Origin of the sequence: Kitasatospora sp. NPDC059146 (assembly GCF_042786665.1) — a bacterium.
Taxonomy (GTDB): domain Bacteria; phylum Actinomycetota; class Actinomycetes; order Streptomycetales; family Streptomycetaceae; genus Kitasatospora.
This window is the reverse complement of record NZ_JBHZCY010000012.1, coordinates 57,740-75,583: the sequence shown is the minus strand read 5'-3', so window position 1 is coordinate 75,583 and position 17,844 is coordinate 57,740. Positions and strand designations below refer to the sequence as shown.

General features: G+C 67.1%; 29 protein-coding genes. All 29 read left to right on the top strand.

The window, feature by feature from the left end; genetic code table 11:
• Positions 1-177 precede the first annotated feature (177 nt).
• The 29 genes from ACFXPX_RS07945 to rpmJ all read left to right on the top strand — a co-directional run bounded on the left by ACFXPX_RS07945 (position 178) and on the right by rpmJ (position 17,736).
• Positions 178-1,071 carry a glycosyltransferase family 2 protein gene (locus ACFXPX_RS07945; protein WP_375882072.1) on the top strand — a complete coding sequence of 298 codons (894 nt, stop codon included), beginning with the start codon at positions 178-180 and terminating at the stop codon, positions 1,069-1,071.
• A gap of 280 nt (positions 1,072-1,351) precedes the next feature.
• A complete protein-coding gene (locus ACFXPX_RS07940) occupies positions 1,352-3,175 on the top strand; it encodes a hypothetical protein (RefSeq protein WP_380640062.1) in 1,824 nt (607 codons plus the stop codon).
• Between the two features lie 392 nt (positions 3,176-3,567).
• Positions 3,568-3,876: a 30S ribosomal protein S10 gene (rpsJ, locus tag ACFXPX_RS07935; protein WP_012785157.1), complete on the top strand. Its 309-nt coding sequence runs from the start codon at positions 3,568-3,570 to the stop codon at positions 3,874-3,876.
• 14 nt (positions 3,877-3,890) lie between these two features.
• Positions 3,891-4,538, top strand: a complete 648-nt coding sequence (rplC, locus tag ACFXPX_RS07930) for a 50S ribosomal protein L3 (RefSeq protein WP_350503569.1) — start codon at positions 3,891-3,893, stop codon at positions 4,536-4,538.
• 4 nt (positions 4,539-4,542) lie between these two features.
• On the top strand, positions 4,543-5,220 hold the full coding sequence (rplD, locus tag ACFXPX_RS07925; protein WP_375882076.1) for a 50S ribosomal protein L4: 678 nt from the start codon (positions 4,543-4,545) through the stop codon (positions 5,218-5,220).
• Positions 5,220-5,540, top strand: coding sequence for a 50S ribosomal protein L23 (rplW, locus tag ACFXPX_RS07920; RefSeq protein ID WP_063348967.1), 321 nt, complete (start codon positions 5,220-5,222; stop codon positions 5,538-5,540). The genes rplD and rplW overlap by 1 nt, the downstream gene beginning before the upstream one ends.
• Positions 5,541-5,583: 43 nt before the next feature.
• Positions 5,584-6,420 carry a 50S ribosomal protein L2 gene (gene rplB / locus ACFXPX_RS07915; protein ID WP_375882079.1) on the top strand — a complete coding sequence of 279 codons (837 nt, stop codon included), beginning with the start codon at positions 5,584-5,586 and terminating at the stop codon, positions 6,418-6,420.
• An 11-nt stretch (positions 6,421-6,431) separates the two neighbouring features.
• Positions 6,432-6,713, top strand: a complete 282-nt coding sequence (rpsS, locus tag ACFXPX_RS07910) for a 30S ribosomal protein S19 (RefSeq protein WP_030055821.1) — start codon at positions 6,432-6,434, stop codon at positions 6,711-6,713.
• Between the two features lie 50 nt (positions 6,714-6,763).
• Positions 6,764-7,111 carry a 50S ribosomal protein L22 gene (gene rplV / locus ACFXPX_RS07905; RefSeq protein ID WP_030055822.1) on the top strand — a complete coding sequence of 116 codons (348 nt, stop codon included), beginning with the start codon at positions 6,764-6,766 and terminating at the stop codon, positions 7,109-7,111.
• Positions 7,111-7,935: a 30S ribosomal protein S3 gene (rpsC, locus tag ACFXPX_RS07900; RefSeq protein ID WP_188301636.1), complete on the top strand. Its 825-nt coding sequence runs from the start codon at positions 7,111-7,113 to the stop codon at positions 7,933-7,935. Before rplV ends, rpsC begins: the two co-directional genes overlap by 1 nt.
• Positions 7,936-7,940: 5 nt before the next feature.
• Positions 7,941-8,360 (top strand): 50S ribosomal protein L16, encoded by a 420-nt coding sequence (gene rplP, locus ACFXPX_RS07895; protein WP_030055824.1) that lies wholly within the window; start codon positions 7,941-7,943, stop codon positions 8,358-8,360.
• A complete protein-coding gene (gene rpmC, locus ACFXPX_RS07890) occupies positions 8,360-8,584 on the top strand; it encodes a 50S ribosomal protein L29 (protein ID WP_049649042.1) in 225 nt (74 codons plus the stop codon). Before rplP ends, rpmC begins: the two co-directional genes overlap by 1 nt.
• The gene (gene rpsQ / locus ACFXPX_RS07885) at positions 8,584-8,856 is read left to right on the top strand and encodes a 30S ribosomal protein S17 (protein WP_030055826.1); all 273 of its coding nucleotides are present in this window, start codon (positions 8,584-8,586) and stop codon (positions 8,854-8,856) included. The genes rpmC and rpsQ overlap by 1 nt, the downstream gene beginning before the upstream one ends.
• A 102-nt stretch (positions 8,857-8,958) precedes the next feature.
• Entirely contained in the window at positions 8,959-9,330 is a 372-nt protein-coding gene (gene rplN / locus ACFXPX_RS07880; protein WP_030393301.1) for a 50S ribosomal protein L14, read from the top strand.
• 15 nt (positions 9,331-9,345) lie between these two features.
• Positions 9,346-9,657: a 50S ribosomal protein L24 gene (gene rplX / locus ACFXPX_RS07875; RefSeq protein ID WP_030232484.1), complete on the top strand. Its 312-nt coding sequence runs from the start codon at positions 9,346-9,348 to the stop codon at positions 9,655-9,657.
• Positions 9,657-10,226, top strand: a complete 570-nt coding sequence (gene rplE, locus ACFXPX_RS07870) for a 50S ribosomal protein L5 (RefSeq protein ID WP_030300393.1) — start codon at positions 9,657-9,659, stop codon at positions 10,224-10,226. Before rplX ends, rplE begins: the two co-directional genes overlap by 1 nt.
• A gap of 3 nt (positions 10,227-10,229) precedes the next feature.
• Complete coding sequence (locus ACFXPX_RS07865; protein ID WP_030393303.1) at positions 10,230-10,415, top strand: type Z 30S ribosomal protein S14; 186 nt, start codon at positions 10,230-10,232, stop codon at positions 10,413-10,415.
• 269 nt (positions 10,416-10,684) lie between these two features.
• Entirely contained in the window at positions 10,685-11,092 is a 408-nt protein-coding gene (rpsH, locus tag ACFXPX_RS07860) for a 30S ribosomal protein S8 (RefSeq protein ID WP_030280781.1), read from the top strand.
• A 22-nt stretch (positions 11,093-11,114) separates the two neighbouring features.
• Positions 11,115-11,654, top strand: coding sequence for a 50S ribosomal protein L6 (gene rplF, locus ACFXPX_RS07855; RefSeq protein ID WP_375882084.1), 540 nt, complete (start codon positions 11,115-11,117; stop codon positions 11,652-11,654).
• 3 nt (positions 11,655-11,657) lie between these two features.
• Complete coding sequence (gene rplR, locus ACFXPX_RS07850) at positions 11,658-12,041, top strand: 50S ribosomal protein L18 (RefSeq protein WP_030232494.1); 384 nt, start codon at positions 11,658-11,660, stop codon at positions 12,039-12,041.
• Positions 12,042-12,089: 48 nt separating this feature from the next.
• Positions 12,090-12,713, top strand: coding sequence for a 30S ribosomal protein S5 (gene rpsE / locus ACFXPX_RS07845; RefSeq protein WP_030055834.1), 624 nt, complete (start codon positions 12,090-12,092; stop codon positions 12,711-12,713).
• Positions 12,713-12,895, top strand: coding sequence for a 50S ribosomal protein L30 (gene rpmD, locus ACFXPX_RS07840; RefSeq protein WP_030055835.1), 183 nt, complete (start codon positions 12,713-12,715; stop codon positions 12,893-12,895). Before rpsE ends, rpmD begins: the two co-directional genes overlap by 1 nt.
• 2 nt (positions 12,896-12,897) lie before the next feature.
• Entirely contained in the window at positions 12,898-13,350 is a 453-nt protein-coding gene (gene rplO / locus ACFXPX_RS07835) for a 50S ribosomal protein L15 (RefSeq protein ID WP_375882087.1), read from the top strand.
• A gap of 339 nt (positions 13,351-13,689) precedes the next feature.
• Complete coding sequence (gene secY / locus ACFXPX_RS07830) at positions 13,690-15,000, top strand: preprotein translocase subunit SecY (protein WP_375882088.1); 1,311 nt, start codon at positions 13,690-13,692, stop codon at positions 14,998-15,000.
• On the top strand, positions 15,000-15,653 hold the full coding sequence (locus tag ACFXPX_RS07825) for an adenylate kinase (RefSeq protein ID WP_380397400.1): 654 nt from the start codon (positions 15,000-15,002) through the stop codon (positions 15,651-15,653). Before secY ends, ACFXPX_RS07825 begins: the two co-directional genes overlap by 1 nt.
• A gap of 116 nt (positions 15,654-15,769) precedes the next feature.
• Positions 15,770-16,609 (top strand): type I methionyl aminopeptidase, encoded by an 840-nt coding sequence (map, locus tag ACFXPX_RS07820; RefSeq protein WP_380521233.1) that lies wholly within the window; start codon positions 15,770-15,772, stop codon positions 16,607-16,609.
• A 139-nt stretch (positions 16,610-16,748) separates the two neighbouring features.
• Positions 16,749-17,174: a large conductance mechanosensitive channel protein MscL gene (mscL, locus tag ACFXPX_RS07815; protein ID WP_375882094.1), complete on the top strand. Its 426-nt coding sequence runs from the start codon at positions 16,749-16,751 to the stop codon at positions 17,172-17,174.
• Positions 17,175-17,368: 194 nt separating this feature from the next.
• A complete protein-coding gene (gene infA / locus ACFXPX_RS07810) occupies positions 17,369-17,590 on the top strand; it encodes a translation initiation factor IF-1 (RefSeq protein WP_003956442.1) in 222 nt (73 codons plus the stop codon).
• A 32-nt stretch (positions 17,591-17,622) separates the two neighbouring features.
• On the top strand, positions 17,623-17,736 hold the full coding sequence (gene rpmJ, locus ACFXPX_RS07805) for a 50S ribosomal protein L36 (protein WP_003956441.1): 114 nt from the start codon (positions 17,623-17,625) through the stop codon (positions 17,734-17,736).
• Positions 17,737-17,844 lie beyond the last annotated feature (108 nt).

Sequence of the window (17,844 nt, the reverse complement as noted above, 5' to 3'; positions counted from 1 at the left end):
GGTCACCACAGCGCAGTACCAGTGGCGGAGGGCCGGTCCCGTTCGGGACCGGCCCTCCGCCACTGCCGACCCCGGCCGACGCGGTCGTTCGAAAAAAGCTGGTTGACTTGACCCGCCCGGCGGCCGCGGCCGGGCGGCACCGAAGCGTGATCCAGGACCAGGAGGTGCGGCGCCGTCATGAGCGTCGATTTCGTCATCCCGTACTACGGCGACCCGGAGTACCTGTTCGCCACCATCGACAGCATCCGGGCGCAGCACCAGCAGGACTGGCGGCTGACCGTGGTGGACGACCAGTACCCGGGCAACCGGGCGCTGGAGTACATCGAGGGCCTGGACGACGAGCGGATCCGCTACGTCCGCAACGAGGAGCGGCTGGGCCCCAACGGCAACACCTACAAGGCGTCGACCCTGGCCGAGCGCGAGTTCGTCTCGATGATGGGCGCCGACGACCTGCTGGAGCCGAACTACCTGGACGTCGTCCTGGAGCGGATGAAGGCCGACCCGAAGGCGATCGCGGTCCAGCCGGGCGTCAAGGTGATGGACAGCGACGGGAACCTGGTGCCGTCGCTCGGCATCGGTGACAAGGTCAAGCGCCGGATCGCCGCCCCGGCCCGCAAGGCCGGCCTGATCAGCGGCGAGGACGCGGTGAAGAGCCTGCTGTCCGGGAACTGGCTGTACACCCCGTCGCTGCTGTACCGGCAGTCCGCGCTGTCGAAGATCCCGTACCGCCCGGACATCGACGCCGTGCACGACCTGGCGTTCATGGTCGACATGCTGATGGAGGGCGGCAACCTGCTGGTCGACGAGCGCGAGGTGTTCCGCTACCGCCGCCACCAGGCCAGCGACTCCTCGAACCGGGTCAAGGACGGCAAGCGCTTCGACGAGGAGCTCCAGTACTACACCCTGATCGCCAAGGAGCTGCGGGCCAAGGGCTGGAACGCCGCGGCCCGCTCGGCCGACCTCCACCTCTCCTCCCGGCTGCACGCCCTGATGGTCGCCGCCGGGCGCCTCGGCGCGGGTGACTTCGCCCACGCCGGCGCTATGGTCGGCCGCGCCGTCCGCAGCAGCTGACCCGGTCCGCGGCGGGGCGGTGCTGAACGCCGGGCCGTCGGCTCCGCGTTGTCCGGAAGGAAGGGCGGCGCGGGCCGGCGGGCCGTTTCGCGGACGCGGTCGGACGGGCGGCACCGGTTCGGACGCACCTGGTCCACCGGATGATCACGATGACTCCACACCGGGCCGCATGGCAGACTTCCCGTGCGATCCAACGACTGGGGGTGCGTGTGGGCGACTCGCGGGCACCTGTGAAAAAGACATGACAAGTGCTGGTTCCAACAACGAGGGAAGTGTCCCGGTGCAGCCGCTGATCGATTCTGCCCATGCGACCGACGGGCGGACATTGAAGGAGGGCGGTGACGGGAACGGGACCGCCGAGCCGAAGGCTCCTCCGGCCGCGCTCCTGCGGCTGCGGGTCCTCGCCGCCCACCGCTGGTTCTGGCCGGCGGCCGTGCTGCTCGGCTACCTCGCGCAGACGGCGTTCCGGCTGTCGCTGTCGATCCACAACTACTACCCGTCGGTGCACGCGGACGAGGACGGCTACCTCGCGATCGCGCGGGTGCTGGCCGGCAAGCCGGCCTCCGAGATGCCCACCGGCGTGATCATCCCCGGCGGCTACCCGCTGCTGATCTCGCCGGCGCTCCGGATAGCCGACAACCCGGACACCGCGTACCACCTGATCATGGTGATCAACGCGGTGCTCAACGCGCTGGTCTTCCCGCTGGCCTTCGCGGCGGCCCGCCGCCTGGGGCTGTCCCGGCCGCAGGCGTTCCTCGCCGGGTCCGCCGTCGCGCTGGTGCCGCCGGTGATCTTCTACTCCCAGTTCGTGATGACGGACGCCGTCCTCCCGGTGCTCCTGCTGATCTGGCTGATCTCGATGCACGGCTGGCTCTCGCCCGGATCGACCCGCCGCCGCGCGCTGTACGCGGCCGCGATGAGCCTGGCCGCCGGCTACTCGATGGCCACCCACGACCGCGGCGGCGTGGTCGTGGCGCTGACCGCACTGGCCCTGCTGGTGGTGCTCGTCATCGGCTGGGCGCCGCGGCTCGCCTCGCTGGCCGGGCTCGGCGCGCTCGCGGTGGCCTACCTGGGCACCAAGCTGCTGGACGGTTACGTCACGGCCCAGTTCAAGGACGTCCCGGGCGCGGGGGTCGGCAACAAGGTCTTCGACAACCTCGAGAACGGCAAGTACACCACCACGATCGTCGTCCGGACCCTCGGCGAGCTGTGGTACTTCATGACCTCCACCTACGGCCTGGGCGCGATCGCCTTCGTGCTGTGCGTGGTGGCGGTGTTCCACCGCCGCTCCACGGCGGCCGACCGGGTGGTCTCCTTCGTCATGGTCGCCCTGCTGTGCGGCACCGCGCTGGCCTCCGCCGCGGGCCTCGCGGACGACAACCGCGTCGACAACTGGGTGTACGCCCGGTACTGCGCCGTGCTGGTGCCGGTGTTCATGGTGGTCGGCCTGGTCGTGCTGTTCCGGGCCGGGAAGCGCCGGCTGCTGCAGCTGGCCGCGCTCGGCACGGTGGTCGTCGGGATCACCGGGCTCGCCGTCACCGAGTACGCGGGGCGCAAGCTCAACGTCTGGATCATCCCGTGGACGGTGCCGGACGCCCAGTTCCTCTCCTCGACCTACGACGGCCTGCACATGGGCCGCACGACCTTCGGCGCGCTCGCCGTGCTGGGCGCCTGCCTGCTGCTGCGGGTGGTCGGCGGCCGCCGGATCATCGCGGCCGTGGTGGGCTGCCTGACGCTCTTCGCGGCCTACGCGACGGTCGCCGTCACCAACAACATCGCCGAGCCGCACTCCAAGTTCCGCAAGTACGAGGCCGTCGGCCTGCCCAAGGAGGCCGGCCTGGGCAAGGGCGACAACGTGGTCCTGGACTGGGACCTCGACTGGGGCAGCCGGATGTCGCTGGCCTTCGAGGTCTACTGGGGCCGGGTCTGGACCAGCAACGTGAAGAACGGCAACACCCCGCCGGAGTCGGCCACCGCGATCCTGCTGGCCGTCTCCAAGGACCCGGGCACCAAGCCGGAGTCCAGCTGGCAGAAGCCGCTCCCGGGCTGGCACGTCGCGAAGTACAACATGGAGCGCGGCTGGGTGCTCTGGCGCAAGGGCTGAGCTGCGGTTCCACCCCTTCGGGGCCGGTGAGGTACGCCTCACCGGCCCCGATTGGCATCCGGGCTGCTCCATGTGGCAGTATGTCCAAGTTGCTCGGTTGAGTGCCGATGCTGCGCGCCTCCCGCCGGGAGGACTGGAAGCGAGTCCCATGTACTCGTCGTTCCCGTGATGGCCGTCAAGCGTGAGTTCTACGCCACGGCAGCTGCGGGGCGAAAGTACGGGAATCTTCCGGGAAGCGTGTGCGGGGCCTCGGCCCGGCCACCCCCACCCCGAAAGTTTGAAACCGACGAAGTACTTCACCGGTTTTTTGCAAGCGCGAGTGCGACACGCCCGAGCGCGGGGGTCGGAGGAGGGTCGTGCAGTGACTAAGGACAAAGGACTACTGAGTAGCCATGGCGGGACAGAAGATCCGCATCCGGCTCAAGGCCTACGACCACGAGGTCATCGATTCCTCGGCGAAGAAGATCGTCGAGACGGTGATCCGTACTGGTGCGCAGGTCGCAGGCCCGGTGCCGCTGCCCACTGAGAAGAACGTGTACTGCGTCATCCGCTCGCCGCACAAGTACAAGGACTCGCGCGAGCACTTCGAGATGCGCACTCACAAGCGTCTGATCGACATCCTCGACCCCACGCCGAAGACGGTTGACTCGCTCATGCGTCTCGACCTGCCGGCTGGCGTCGACATCGAGATCAAGCTCTGAGAGGCGCACCGAAGATGGCTAAGCAGATTAAGGGCATCCTGGGCGAGAAGCTCGGCATGACCCAGGTCTGGGACGAGAACAACCGGGTCGTTCCGGTGACCGTCGTCAAGGCTGGGCCCAATGTCGTGACCCAGGTCCACACCGCCGACAGCCCGGCCGGCTACGACGCCGTCCAGATCGGCTTCGGCGAGATCGACCCCCGCAAGGTGAACAAGCCCCTCGCGGGCCACTTCGCCAAGGCCGGTGTCACCCCCCGTCGCCACCTGGTCGAGCTCCGTACCTCGGACGCCTCCGAGTACACCCTGGGCCAGGAGATCACCGCCGAGCTGTTCGAGGCGGGTGTCAAGGTCGACGTGACCGGCACCTCCAAGGGCAAGGGCTTCGCCGGTGTCATGAAGCGCCACAACTTCCGGGGCCTCGGCGCCGGTCACGGTGTGCAGCGCAAGCACCGCTCGCCCGGCTCGATCGGTGGCTGCGCCACCCCGGGTCGCGTGTTCAAGGGCGTGAGGATGGCCGGCCGGATGGGCCACGAGCGTGTGACCACCCAGAACCTGACCATCCATGCCGTTGACGCGGAGAAGGGGCTGCTCCTGATCAAGGGCGCAATCCCGGGCCCGAACGGCGGCCTCATCCTCGTCCGCACCGCGGCGAAGGGGCTGTGAGGATATGAGCACCATTGACATCCTGTCGCCCTCGGGTGACAAGACCGGCAGCCTCGAGCTGCCGGCCGAGATCTTCGACGCGAAGGTCAGCGTTCCGCTGATGCACCAGGTCGTCGTGGCGCAGCTCGCTGCGGCCCGTCAGGGCACCCACAAGACCAAGACTCGCGCCGAGGTCCGCGGTGGCGGCAAGAAGCCGTACCGCCAGAAGGGCACCGGCCGCGCCCGTCAGGGCTCGACCCGTGCGCCGCAGTTCGCCGGCGGTGGCGTCGTGCACGGTCCCGTGCCGCGTGACTACTCGCAGCGGACCCCGAAGAAGATGATCGCCGCCGCCCTGCGCGGTGCGCTCACCGACCGGGCCCGCCACAACCGCATTCACGTCATCACCGACGTGACCGCGACCGAGGCGCCGTCGACCAAGGCCGCCAAGGGCCTGTTCGGCAAGATCACCGAGCGCAAGAACGTCCTCCTGGTCGTCGAGCGTTCGGACGAGCTGGGCCTCAAGTCCGCTCGCAACCTGCCGAACGTCCACATCCTGGACGCCGGTCAGCTGAACACCTACGACGTGCTCGTCTCCGACGATGTGGTCTTCACCCAGGCCGCCTTCGAGCGTTTCGTGGCCGGTCCGGCCGCGTCCGCCAAGGCCGTGGCTGCTGAGGGCGAGCTCGAAGGGAGCGCCGCCTGATGGCTGCAGAGATCACGAGCAAGACGTTCACGGACCCCCGTGACGTCCTGGTGAAGCCGGTCATCTCGGAGAAGAGCTACTCGCTCCTCGACGAGAACAAGTACACGTTCGTCGTGTCGCCCGGTGCCAACAAGACCCAGATCAAGCAGGCCGTCGAGGCGGTCTTCTCGGTCAAGGTCGAGTCCGTCAACACGCTCAACCGTCAGGGCAAGCGCAAGCGCTCCAAGACGGGCTTTGGCAAGCGCAAGGACACCAAGCGCGCCATCGTGACGCTGGCTGAGGGCAACCGCATCGACATCTTCGGTGGTCCGGTCTCCTAACGGGGATCGTGATCGTCGATAAGGACGAGGACGAGAGAGCCAAATGGGCATCCGCAAGTACAAGCCGACTACGCCGGGCCGTCGTGGCTCCAGCGTGGCCGACTTCGTAGAGATCACGCGGTCCACCCCGGAGAAGTCGCTGGTTCGCCCCCTGCACAGCAAGGGCGGCCGTAACAACGCCGGTCGGATCACCGTTCGCCACCAGGGTGGCGGCCACAAGCGCGCCTACCGCGTGATCGACTTCCGTCGTCACGACAAGGACGGCGTGCCGGCGAAGGTCGCGCACATCGAGTACGACCCGAACCGCACCGCGCGCATCGCGCTCCTGCACTACCTGGACGGCGAGAAGCGCTACATCATCGCGCCGCGTGGCATCGCGCAGGGTGACCGGATTGAGAACGGCCCTGGCGCCGACATCAAGCCGGGCAACAACCTGCCGCTGCGCAACATCCCGGTCGGTACCACCATCCACGCGGTGGAGCTGCGTCCCGGCGGCGGTGCCAAGCTGGCCCGCTCCGCGGGCTCCGGCATCCAGCTGCTGGCGCGTGAGGGCAAGATGGCGCACCTGCGCATGCCCTCCGGTGAGATCCGCCTGGTCGACGCGCGCTGCCGCGCCACCGTCGGCGAGGTCGGCAACGCCGAGCAGTCGAACATCAACTGGGGCAAGGCCGGCCGTATGCGCTGGAAGGGCGTCCGCCCGACCGTGCGTGGTGTCGCCATGAACCCGATCGACCACCCGCACGGTGGTGGTGAGGGTAAGACCTCTGGTGGCCGCCACCCGGTCTCGCCGTGGGGCCAGAAGGAGGGTCGCACCCGTCGCCCGAAGAAGGCGTCGGACGCTCTCATCGTGCGCCGCCGCAAGACCAACAAGAAGCGCTAGGAGCAGGTCAGATGCCGCGCAGTCTCAAGAAGGGCCCCTTCATCGACGGCCACCTTCTCAAGAAGGTGGACGCTCAGAACGAGGCGGGTACCCAGAACGTCATCAAGACCTGGTCCCGTCGCTCCGTGATCTTCCCGGCCATGCTCGGCCACACGATCGCGGTGCACGATGGCCGTAAGCACGTCCCGGTGTTCGTCACCGAGTCGATGGTCGGCCACAAGCTCGGCGAGTTCGCGCCGACGCGTACCTTCCGCGGTCACGTCAAGGACGACCGCAAGTCGAAGCGTCGCTAGTCGCCAGCGAGATTACCGACTCAATGACTTACACCAGCAAGGGGACAACCATGGAAGCCAGGGCCCAGGCGCGGTACATCCGCGTCACGCCCATGAAGGCCCGCCGCGTGGTGGACCTCATCCGTGGCCTGCCGGCCACGGAGGCCCAGGCCGTCCTGCGTTTCGCTCCGCAGGCCGCCACCGTGCCGGTCGGCAAGGTGCTCGACAGCGCCATCGCCAACGCCGCGCACAACTACAACCACTCCAACGTGGACGACCTCGTCATCAGCGAGGCGTACGTTGACGAGGGTCCGACCCTGAAGCGGTTCCGTCCGCGTGCGCAGGGTCGTGCCTACCGGATCCGCAAGCGGACCAGCCACATCACCGTGGTCGTCAGCAGCAAGGAAGGGACCCGGTAATGGGCCAGAAGGTTAACCCGCACGGGTTCCGCCTCGGCATCAGCACGGACTTCAAGTCCCGCTGGTACGCCGACAAGCTGTACAAGGACTACGTCAAGGAAGACGTTGCCATTCGTCGCATGATGACGAAGGGCATGGAGCGCGCCGGCATCTCCAAGGTCGAGATCGAGCGCACCCGCGACCGCGTCCGCGTTGACATCCACACCGCCCGTCCCGGCATCGTCATCGGGCGTCGTGGCACCGAGGCCGACCGCATCCGCGGCGACCTCGAGAAGCTGACCGGCAAGCAGGTCCAGCTGAACATCCTCGAGGTCAAGAACCCCGAGCTGGACGCCCAGCTCGTGGCTCAGGGCGTCGCGGAGCAGCTGTCCTCCCGCGTCTCCTTCCGTCGTGCCATGCGCAAGTCGATGCAGGGCACCATGAAGTCCGGCGCCAAGGGCATCAAGGTCCAGTGCTCCGGTCGTCTCGGCGGCGCCGAGATGAGCCGTTCGGAGTTCTACCGCGAGGGCCGTGTGCCGCTGCACACCCTGCGCGCGAACGTCGACTACGGCTTCTTCGAGGCCAAGACCACCTTCGGCCGCATCGGTGTGAAGGTCTGGATCTACAAGGGCGACGTCAAGAACATCGCCGAGGTCCGCGCTGAGAACGCCGCTGCCCGCTCGGGCAACCGCCCGGCCCGTCCCGAGGGTGGTCGTCCCGCCCGCGGTGGCGAGCGCCGTGGTGGCGAGCGCGGTGGCCGTGGCCGTCGCCCCGCCGCTGCCGAGGCCCCCGCGGCCGCGGCCGCCGAGGCTCCGGCTGCCGAGAACACCGGAACGGAGGCCTGACCCCAATGCTGATCCCCCGTAGGGTCAAGCACCGCAAGCAGCACCACCCGAAGCGCCGCGGCGCTGCCAAGGGTGGCACCGAGCTCGCGTTCGGCGAGTACGGCATCCAGGCCGTCACCCCGGCCTACGTGACGAACCGGCAGATCGAGTCCGCTCGTATCGCCGTCACCCGTCACATCAAGCGTGGCGGCAAGGTCTGGATCAACATCTACCCGGACCGCCCGCTCACCAAGAAGCCGGCCGAGACCCGCATGGGTTCCGGTAAGGGTTCGCCCGAGTGGTGGATCGCGAACGTGCACCCGGGTCGGGTCATGTTCGAGCTGTCGTACCCCAACGAGAAGGTGGCTCGTGAGGCGCTGACCCGCGCAGCTCACAAGCTCCCGATGAAGTGCCGGATCATCCGGCGCGAGGCAGGTGAGAGCTGATGTCGGCCGGCACCAAGGCTGCTGACCTCCGCGAGCTGGACAACGAGGGTCTCGTTGCCAAGCTCCGTGAGGCCAAGGAGGAGCTGTTCAACCTCCGCTTCCAGGCGGCGACCGGGCAGCTCGACAACCACGGACGGCTCAAGCTCGTCCGTAAGGACATCGCGCGGATCTACACCCTGATGCGCGAGCGCGAGCTGGGCATCGAGACGGTGGAGAGCGCCTGATGACTGAGAACACCAACGAGACGCGCGGTTTCCGCAAGACCCGTGAGGGTCTCGTCGTCAGCGACAAGATGGACAAGACCGTCGTCGTCGCCGTCGAGGACCGCGTCAAGCACGCTCTGTACGGCAAGGTCATCCGCCGTACGAACAAGCTGAAGGCGCACGACGAGGCGAACGCCTGCGGCATCGGCGACCGGGTGCTCCTCGCGGAGACCCGCCCGCTGTCCGCGACGAAGCGCTGGCGCGTCGTCGAGATCCTCGAGAAGGCCAAGTAACGAAGTTGATGCGGTACGGCCGTATGTGCACCAGGTCCCTCGCGGGCGCTGGTGTGAGCAGCGGCCGGCCCGTCAGCTCTCGTTGACGATCAGGAGAAAGCTGTGATCCAGCAGGAGTCGCGACTGCGTGTCGCCGACAACACGGGCGCGAAGGAAATCCTTTGCATCCGCGTTCTCGGTGGTTCCGGTCGCCGCTACGCCGGTATCGGGGACGTCATCGTCGCGACCGTCAAGGACGCGATCCCCGGCGGTTCGGTCAAGAAGGGTGACGTCGTCAAGTGCGTCGTCGTCCGTACCGTGAAGTCGCGTCGTCGTCCGGATGGCTCGTACATCCGCTTCGACGAGAACGCCGCGGTCGTTCTGAAGAACACCGATGGTGACCCCCGTGGCACCCGCATCTTCGGCCCGGTGGGCCGCGAGCTGCGTGACAAGAAGTTCATGAAGATCATCTCGCTTGCGCCGGAGGTGCTCTAACTCATGGCGAACAGCATGAAGATCAAGAAGGGTGACCTGGTCCAGGTCATCACCGGCAAGGACAAGGGCAAGCAGGGCAAGGTCATCCAGGCCATGCCGGCTGAGAACAAGGTCCTGGTCGAGGGTGTCAACCGGGTCAAGAAGCACACCAAGCCGGGTCCGGGCACTCAGGGTGGCATTGTCACCGTCGAGGCCCCGGTGCACGTCTCCAACGTCCAGCTGGTCGTGGAGAAGGACGGCAAGAAGGTCGTCACCCGCGTTGGCTACCGCTTCGACGACGAGGGCAACAAGATCCGCGTTGCCAAGCGAACCGGTGAGGACATCTGATGTCTGAGACGTCTGTTGAGAAGGTGACCCCCCGCCTCAAGGAGCGTTACAACTCCGAGATCAAGGGTCAGCTGCAGGAGCAGTTCTCGTACGAGAACGTCATGCTGACGCCCGGCCTGGTCAAGGTCGTCGTCAACATGGGTGTCGGCGAGGCCGCCCGTGACAGCAAGCTGATCGAGGGCGCGATCCGCGACCTGACCGCGATCACCGGTCAGAAGCCGGCCGTGACCAAGGCTCGTAAGTCCATCGCGCAGTTCAAGCTGCGCGAGGGCCAGCCGATCGGCACCCACGTCACCCTCCGTGGTGACCGCATGTGGGAGTTCCTGGACCGTCTGGTTTCGCTGGCCCTGCCGCGAATCCGTGACTTCCGTGGCCTCTCCCCGAAGCAGTTCGACGGCCGTGGCAACTACACCTTCGGTCTGACCGAGCAGGTCATGTTCCACGAGATCGACCAGGACAAGGTCGACCGTCAGCGCGGTATGGACATCACCGTCGTGACCACCGCCCAGACCGACGACGAGGGCCGGGCGCTCCTGCGCGCTCTGGGCTTCCCGTTCAAGGAGGCGTAACACATGGCGAAGAAGTCCCTCATCGCGAAGGCCGAGCGGAAGCCGAAGTTCGGCGTCCGGGCCTACACCCGGTGCCAGCGCTGCGGCCGTCCGCACTCGGTGTACCGCAAGTTCGGCCTGTGCCGTGTCTGCCTTCGTGAGATGGCGCACCGCGGCGAGCTGCCGGGCGTGACCAAGAGCTCCTGGTAACCAGGACCTCGCGGTAACGCCATAGCGAAGCAGGTGTGCCCGACCCCACAGAGCCCCTTTTTTGGGGCTGCGTACGGAATCCCGTAGGGTAGTGAGGTCGGGCCCCCTGTCGCGGTAGCTCCATAGCTGCCGTCGACCCTCTTCGGAGGGCTCGCACCCAGTCTTACGACGCCGCAGGTCCCCTGCGTCTGTGCCCCTGCCGCACTCCCCGGAGTGCGGCAGGGGGACCTGGCGCGGAGAAACCACGGCGAGAGAGGCCTGAGGCCATCATGACCATGACCGACCCCATCGCAGACATGCTCACGCGTCTGCGTAACGCTAACTCGGCGTACCACGACTCTGTGGCGATGCCGGCCAGCAAGATCAAGGCGCACGTCGCCCAGATCCTGCAGCAGGAGGGGTACATCTCCTCCTACAAGGTTGAGGAGCCCGCTGAGGGCGAGGTCGGCAAGAAGCTGACCATCGAGCTCAAGTTCGGTCCCAACCGTGAGCGCTCGATCGCTGGCATCAAGCGGATCAGCAAGCCGGGCCTGCGGGTCTACGCAAAGTCCACCAACCTGCCGAAGGTGCTCGGCGGCCTGGGCGTGGCGATCATCTCCACGTCCTCGGGTCTCCTCACCGACAAGCAGGCTGCCAAGAAGGGCGTAGGCGGAGAAGTTCTCGCCTACGTCTGGTAATTCGGGAAACGGAGGTACAGCAATGTCGCGCATTGGACGGCTGCCCATCCCGGTTCCCGCCGGCGTGGACGTCACCATCGATGGCCAGGCGGTCTCGGTGAAGGGCCCCAAGGGCTCCCTCACCCACGTTGTCGCCGCGCCGATCGAGATCGGTAAGGGCGAGGACGGCAACCTGGTCGTCACCCGCCCCAACGACGAGCGTCAGTCGAAGGCCCTGCACGGCCTTTCCCGCACGCTGGTGGCGAACATGATCACCGGCGTGACCGCGGGCTACCGCAAGTCGCTGGAGATCAGCGGTGTCGGCTACCGAGTTCTGGCGAAGGGCTCCGACATGGAGTTCCAGCTGGGCTACAGCCACCCGATTCTGGTCGAGGCCCCCGAGGGCATTTCCTTCGTCGTCGAGTCGGCCACCAAGTTCCACGTGGACGGCATCGACAAGCAGAAGGTCGGCGAGGTCGCCGCGAAGATCCGCAAGCTGCGCAAGCCCGACCCGTACAAGGCCAAGGGCGTCAAGTACGCGGGCGAGGTCATCCGCCGCAAGGTCGGAAAGAGTGGTAAGTAAGCGATGAGCGTCTCTGTCAAGATCGGCAAGGGCAACGCCTACAAGAGCGCCGCTCGCAAGCGCCGCGCGATCCGCGTTCGCAAGCGCGTCGTCGGCACCGAGGTGCGTCCGCGCCTCGTCGTGACGCGCTCGAACCGTCACATGGTCGCCCAGGTCATCGACGACGCCAAGGGTCACACCCTGGCGTCGGCGTCCACCCTCGACGTGTCCATCAAGGGCGCCGAGGGCGACAAGACCGAGCTGGCCAAGAAGGTCGGGAGCCTGGTCGCCGAGCGCGCCAAGGCTGCCGGCATCGAGGCGGTCGTCTTCGACCGCGCGGGCAACCGGTACGCCGGCCGCATCGCCGCCCTGGCGGACGCGGCTCGCGAGGCCGGGCTCGACTTCTAAGCCGCTCGTCGACTCAGTCGACGGACGTAATCGAGAGAGGTAATTCCAATGGCTGGACCCCAGCGCCGCGGTAGCGGCGCCGGCGGTGGCACCGGCGGTGGCGAGCGGCGCGACCGTAAGCGTGACGACCGGGGCAACGCCCCCGCCGTCGAGAAGACCGCTTACGTCGAGCGCGTTGTCGCGATCAACCGTGTCGCCAAGGTTGTCAAGGGTGGTCGTCGTTTCAGCTTCACCGCGCTGGTCGTGGTGGGCGACGGTGACGGCACCGTGGGTGTCGGTTACGGGAAGGCGAAGGAGGTTCCGGCCGCCATCGCCAAGGGTGTTGAGGAGGCCAAGAAGAACTTCTTCAAGGTCCCCCGTATCCAGGGCACCATCCCGCACCCGATCCAGGGTGAGAAGGCCGCCGGCGTCGTGCTGCTGAAGCCCGCCGCCCCCGGTACCGGTGTTATCGCCGGTGGTCCGGTGCGCGCCGTCCTGGAGTGCGCCGGCATTCACGACATCCTGTCGAAGTCGCTCGGCTCGGACAACGCGATCAACATCGTGCACGCCACCGTGGCTGCTCTGAAGGGCCTCGTGCGCCCCGAGGAGATCGCCGCCCGTCGTGGCCTGCCGCTGGAGGACGTGGCCCCCGCCGCTCTGCTGCGGGCGCGTGCTGCAGGGGTGAGCGCCTGATGGCTCGCCTGAAGATCACGCAGACCAAGTCGTACATCGGTAGCAAGCAGAATCACCGTGACACCCTGCGTTCGCTTGGTCTCAAGCGCATGCACGACGTCGTGGTGAAGGAGGACCGTCCCGAGATCCGCGGGATGGCCCACACGGTCCGTCACCTGGTGACGGTTGAGGAGGTGGACTGATCATGGGCGACAACCCGATCAAGATCCACAACCTGCGTCCCGCCCCGGGTGCCAAGACCGACAAGATCCGCGTGGGTCGTGGTGAGGGCTCCAAGGGTAAGACCGCCGGTCGTGGTACCAAGGGCACCAAGGCCCGCTACCAGGTTCCGCAGCGCTTCGAGGGTGGCCAGATGCCCCTCCACATGCGCCTGCCGAAGCTGAAGGGCTTCAAGAACCCGTTCAAGATCACGTTCCAGGTCGTCAACCTCGACAAGCTGGCCGAGCTCTACCCGCAGGGTGGCGCCGTCACGGTCGAGGACCTGGTCGCCAAGGGCGCGGTTCGCAAGAACTCCCTCGTCAAGGTGCTCGGCACCGGCGAGGTCTCGGTTGCGCTGCAGGTGACGGTCGACGCCGTCTCCGGCTCGGCCGCCGAGAAGATCAAGGCCGCCGGCGGTACGGTCACCGAGCTCGTCTGAGCCCGCTGAACCCGCCGACAACCGGCTTCGAGCCCCGCACCTCCTTCGGGAGGTGCGGGGCTCGTGCTTTTACCCCGGCTTTCACTCCGGGGCCGAAATCAGCCGGTACCGGGCCTCGTTCTTTTGTGTGGCAAAACCGGGCATCCCGTACCCCCGTGAGTGGGGGAGGGACGGTACGCGCTTCTTTCGAGTGGCCGCGCACTGTTAGAGTCCGTGGAGTTCCCTTGTAGGCTGCGCGTAGGCTCGCCTGTGCCGTCTGTACGGGGGCCCGTACCGCAAAAACTCCCCATTCAGGACCGACCCTCCCGCCGACGACGTGCGGGAGGCGCAGGAGGCACCGTGCTCAGTGCGTTCGCGCGGGCGTTCCAGACGCCCGACCTGCGCAAGAAGCTGCTGTTCACGCTGGGCATCATGGTGCTGTTCCGGCTGGGCTCGCACATTCCGATTCCGGGCGTGAGCTTCACGGCCGTGAACGAGTGCATCAAGGACACCAAGAACAACGGCCTCTTCGGACTCGTCAACCTGTTCAGCGGTGGCGCGCTCCTCCAGCTGACGATCTTCGCGCTCGGCATCATGCCGTACATCACCGCGAGCATCATCCTCCAGCTCCTCACCGTCGTGATCCCGCGACTGGAGGCGTTGAAGAAGGAGGGCCAGGCCGGCACCGCGAAGATCACCCAGTACACCCGCTACCTGACCATCGCGCTCGCCGTGCTCCAGGGCACCGGCATCGTGGCGACGGCCTCCAGCGGTGCGCTGTTCTCCGGCTGCCCGGTGGGCAACCAGATCGTGCCGGACACCTCGGTGTTCCGGATCGCCGTCATGGTGCTCACGATGACGGCCGGCACCACGGTCATCATGTGGCTGGGCGAGCTGATCACCGACCGCGGCATCGGCAACGGCATGTCGCTGCTGATCTTCACCTCGATCGCCGCGCAGTTCCCGACCTCGATGTGGGCCATCAAGCAGTCCGGCACCATCGGCGGCGGCTGGGTCGAGTTCCTCTCCGTGGTCGCGGTCGGCGTCATCGTTGTGATGCTGGTCATCTTCGTCGAGCAGGCGCAGCGCCGGATCCCGGTCCAGTACGCGAAGCGGATGATCGGCCGCCGGGCCTTCGGCGGCACCTCGACCTACATCCCGCTCAAGGTGAACCAGGCCGGTGTCATCCCGGTCATCTTCGCCTCGTCGCTGCTGTACATCCCGGCGCTGGTGGTCCAGCTGACCAACAGCCAGTCGGGCTGGGCGGTGTGGGTCAAGCAGAACTTCGTCAAGGGTGACCACCCGATCTACATGGCCACCTACTTCCTGCTGATCGTCTTCTTCGCCTTCTTCTACGTCGCCATCTCCTTCAACCCCGAAGAAGTTGCCGACAATATGAAGAAGTATGGTGGCTTCATCCCGGGCATCCGGGCCGGCCGTCCGACGGCCGAGTACCTGAACTACGTGCTGACCCGAATCACGTGGCCGGGTTCGCTCTACCTGGGCCTGATCGCGTTGATCCCGATGATCGCCCTGGTCGCCTTCGGACAGCAGACCAACTTCCCGTTCGGCGGCACCAGCGTGCTCATCGTCGTCGGCGTCGGACTCGAAACTGTGAAGCAGATCGAGAGCCAGCTCCAGCAGCGCAATTACGAAGGGTTCCTCCGCTGATGCGTATCGTCCTCGTTGGTCCTCCCGGGGCCGGGAAGGGTACTCAGGCGCACCTGCTCGCCAAGACCCTGTCCATCCCCCACATCTCCACCGGCGACCTGTTCCGCGCCAACATCGGTCAGGGCACCCCGCTGGGGCTCGAGGCCAAGGGCTACATGGACGCGGGTCGCCTGGTACCGGATGAGGTCACCATCGGGATGGCCAAGGACCGCATGCTGCAGGCCGACGCGGCCAACGGCTTCCTGCTCGACGGCTTCCCCCGCAACCTGGGCCAGGCCAAGGCGCTCGACGAGTTCCTCGCCGAGCAGGGCATCGTGCTGGACGGCGTGCTGGACCTGGAGGTCCCCGAGGACGAGGTGGTGCGCCGGATCGCCGGCCGCCGCCTGTGCCGCAAGAACGGCAGCCACGTGTTCCACGTCGCGTACAACCCGCCGAAGGAGGAGGGTGTCTGCGACGAGTGCGGTGGCGAGCTGTACCAGCGCTCGGACGACACCGAGGAAGCGGTGCGCACGCGCCTGGAGGTCTACCACACGGAGACCGAGCCGATCATCGACTACTACGTCCAGCAGGGCCTGGTGGCGACGATCTCGGCCCTCGGCAAGGTGGACGAGGTCACCCAGCGCGCGATCGAGGCGCTGAAGAAGAACGGCTGAGTTCGCTCGGCGAGGTACGCGTGACGGCCGGGTCGCCCGTGGAGCGGGCGGCCCGGCCGTTTTCGACGTCGTACGGTGGTAGGCAGTGGTAATCCGGACTTGGAAGGCGTGACCTGATGGTGGAGATCAAGACCCCCGAGCAGATCGCGAAGATGCGGGCGGCCGGGCTGGTCGTCGCCGAGGCGCTCAAGGCCTGTCGCGAGGCGGTCGCTCCCGGGGTGACCACCCAGGAGCTCAACGACATCGCCGACAAGGTCATCACCGACCACGGTGCCACCTCGAACTTCCGCGCCCACCACGGCGGCCTGTGGTTCCCGGGCGTGATCTGCGCCTCGGTGAACAACGAGGTCGTGCACGGCATCCCGGGCGAGCGGGTGCTGCAGGAGGGCGACATCATCTCGATCGACTGCGGCGCCATCCTGGACGGCTGGCACGGCGACTCGGCGATCACCGTCGCGGTCGGCGAGGTCCGCCCCGAGGTCGAGATGCTCAGCCGGGTGACCGAGGGCTCGATGTGGGCCGGCATCGCCCAGATGAAGAAGAACAACCGCCTGGTGGACGTCTCCAAGGCGATCGAGGGCTACATCCGGCGCCAGCCGCTGCCGCCCAAGGGCAAGTGGGGCATCACCGAGGGCTACGGCGGCCACGGCATCGGCACCGCGATGCACATGGAGCCGCACGTGCTGAACTACGTCGAGCGCGGCCGCGGCAAGGGCCCGAAGCTGGTGCCGGGCACCGTGCTGGCGATCGAGCCGATGGTCTCGCTCGGCACCCCGCACACCGCGGTGCTGGAGGACGACTGGACGGTCGTCACCAACGACGGCACCTGGGCCTCCCACTGGGAGCACTCGGTGGCCGTCACGGAGGAGGGCCCGCTGGTGCTGACCGCCTTCGACGGCGGCCGGGCCGAGCTCGCCAAGCTGGGCATCACCGCAGCTCCGGACCCGCTGGCGTAGTCGCCCGGGCGGTCAACTGCCGCTGCTGACAAGGGATCAGAGCCCTGGAGGTTTGGACCTCCAGGGCTTTTGTCCTATTTTTAACGGCTGGCAGTGGCAGTTACTGGCCCAGTGGCTTACGAGCGAGCAGGAGAGCGCAGTGCTCAAGGGATTCCGCGACTTCATGATGCGCGGCAACGTCATCGACATGGCCGTCGGTGTGGTCATCGGTGCCGCGTTCACCGCGGTGGTGACCGGCTTCGTGTCCGCCTTCCTCACCCCGCTGGTCGGCGTGGTGGTCGGCGCGGCCGGCGACTTCAGCTCGTACACGGCGGAGATCGGCGGGGTGAAGTTCCCGTACGGCCAGTTCCTGAACGTGCTGATCGCCTTCTTCATGACCGCCGCGGTGCTGTACTTCTGCGTGGTGCTGCCGATCACCAAGGCCACCGCCCGCTACCTGCCGAAGAAGCCGAAGGTCGCGAAGCGCCCGTGCCCCGAGTGCCTGACCGAGATCCCCGAGGCCGCCCGCCGCTGCTCGGCCTGCACCGCCCACGTCGACCCGCTGGCCGTCCCCACCGGGGTCTGACGGGGCCGGTGTGACGGCGGACTCCTTCCGGTACCCCCGTTTTGGACCCCGGGACGCGCTGGCGTAGGATGGACCGTCGGCTCACTCGTAGCGTGCTTCAGCACGCCCTCTTCCCCTCGGGGGCGGGGTGAACCCAGGTTCGCACGAGCGTTCCGCATACGGTAGCCGGTCCCGGAAGGTGGATCTCGCAGTTCATGGCTAAGAAGCAAGGCGCCATTGAGATCGAGGGCACCGTGATCGAGTCTCTTCCGAACGCGATGTTCAAGGTCGAGCTGCAGAACGGTCACAAGGTCCTCGCGCACATCAGTGGCAAGATGCGCATGCACTACATCCGCATCCTGCCGGACGACCGGGTGGTCGTGGAGCTCAGCCCCTACGACCTCACGCGCGGCCGGATCGTCTACCGCTACAAGTAAGAACGTCAGATCTAGACCCGGAGAACCTGAACATGAAGGTCAAGCCGAGCGTCAAGAAGATCTGCGACAAGTGCAAGGTGATCCGCCGTCACGGCCGGGTCATGGTGATCTGCGACAACCTGCGCCACAAGCAGCGCCAGGGCTGATCTCCCTCCCGCATTTCTCGTAGTACTTCGCGCGACGCGAAAACGTCATACGCGGGTCACCCGATCCGTCCCGGACGGGACGGACTGCCGCCCCCGGTCAGAGGCCGG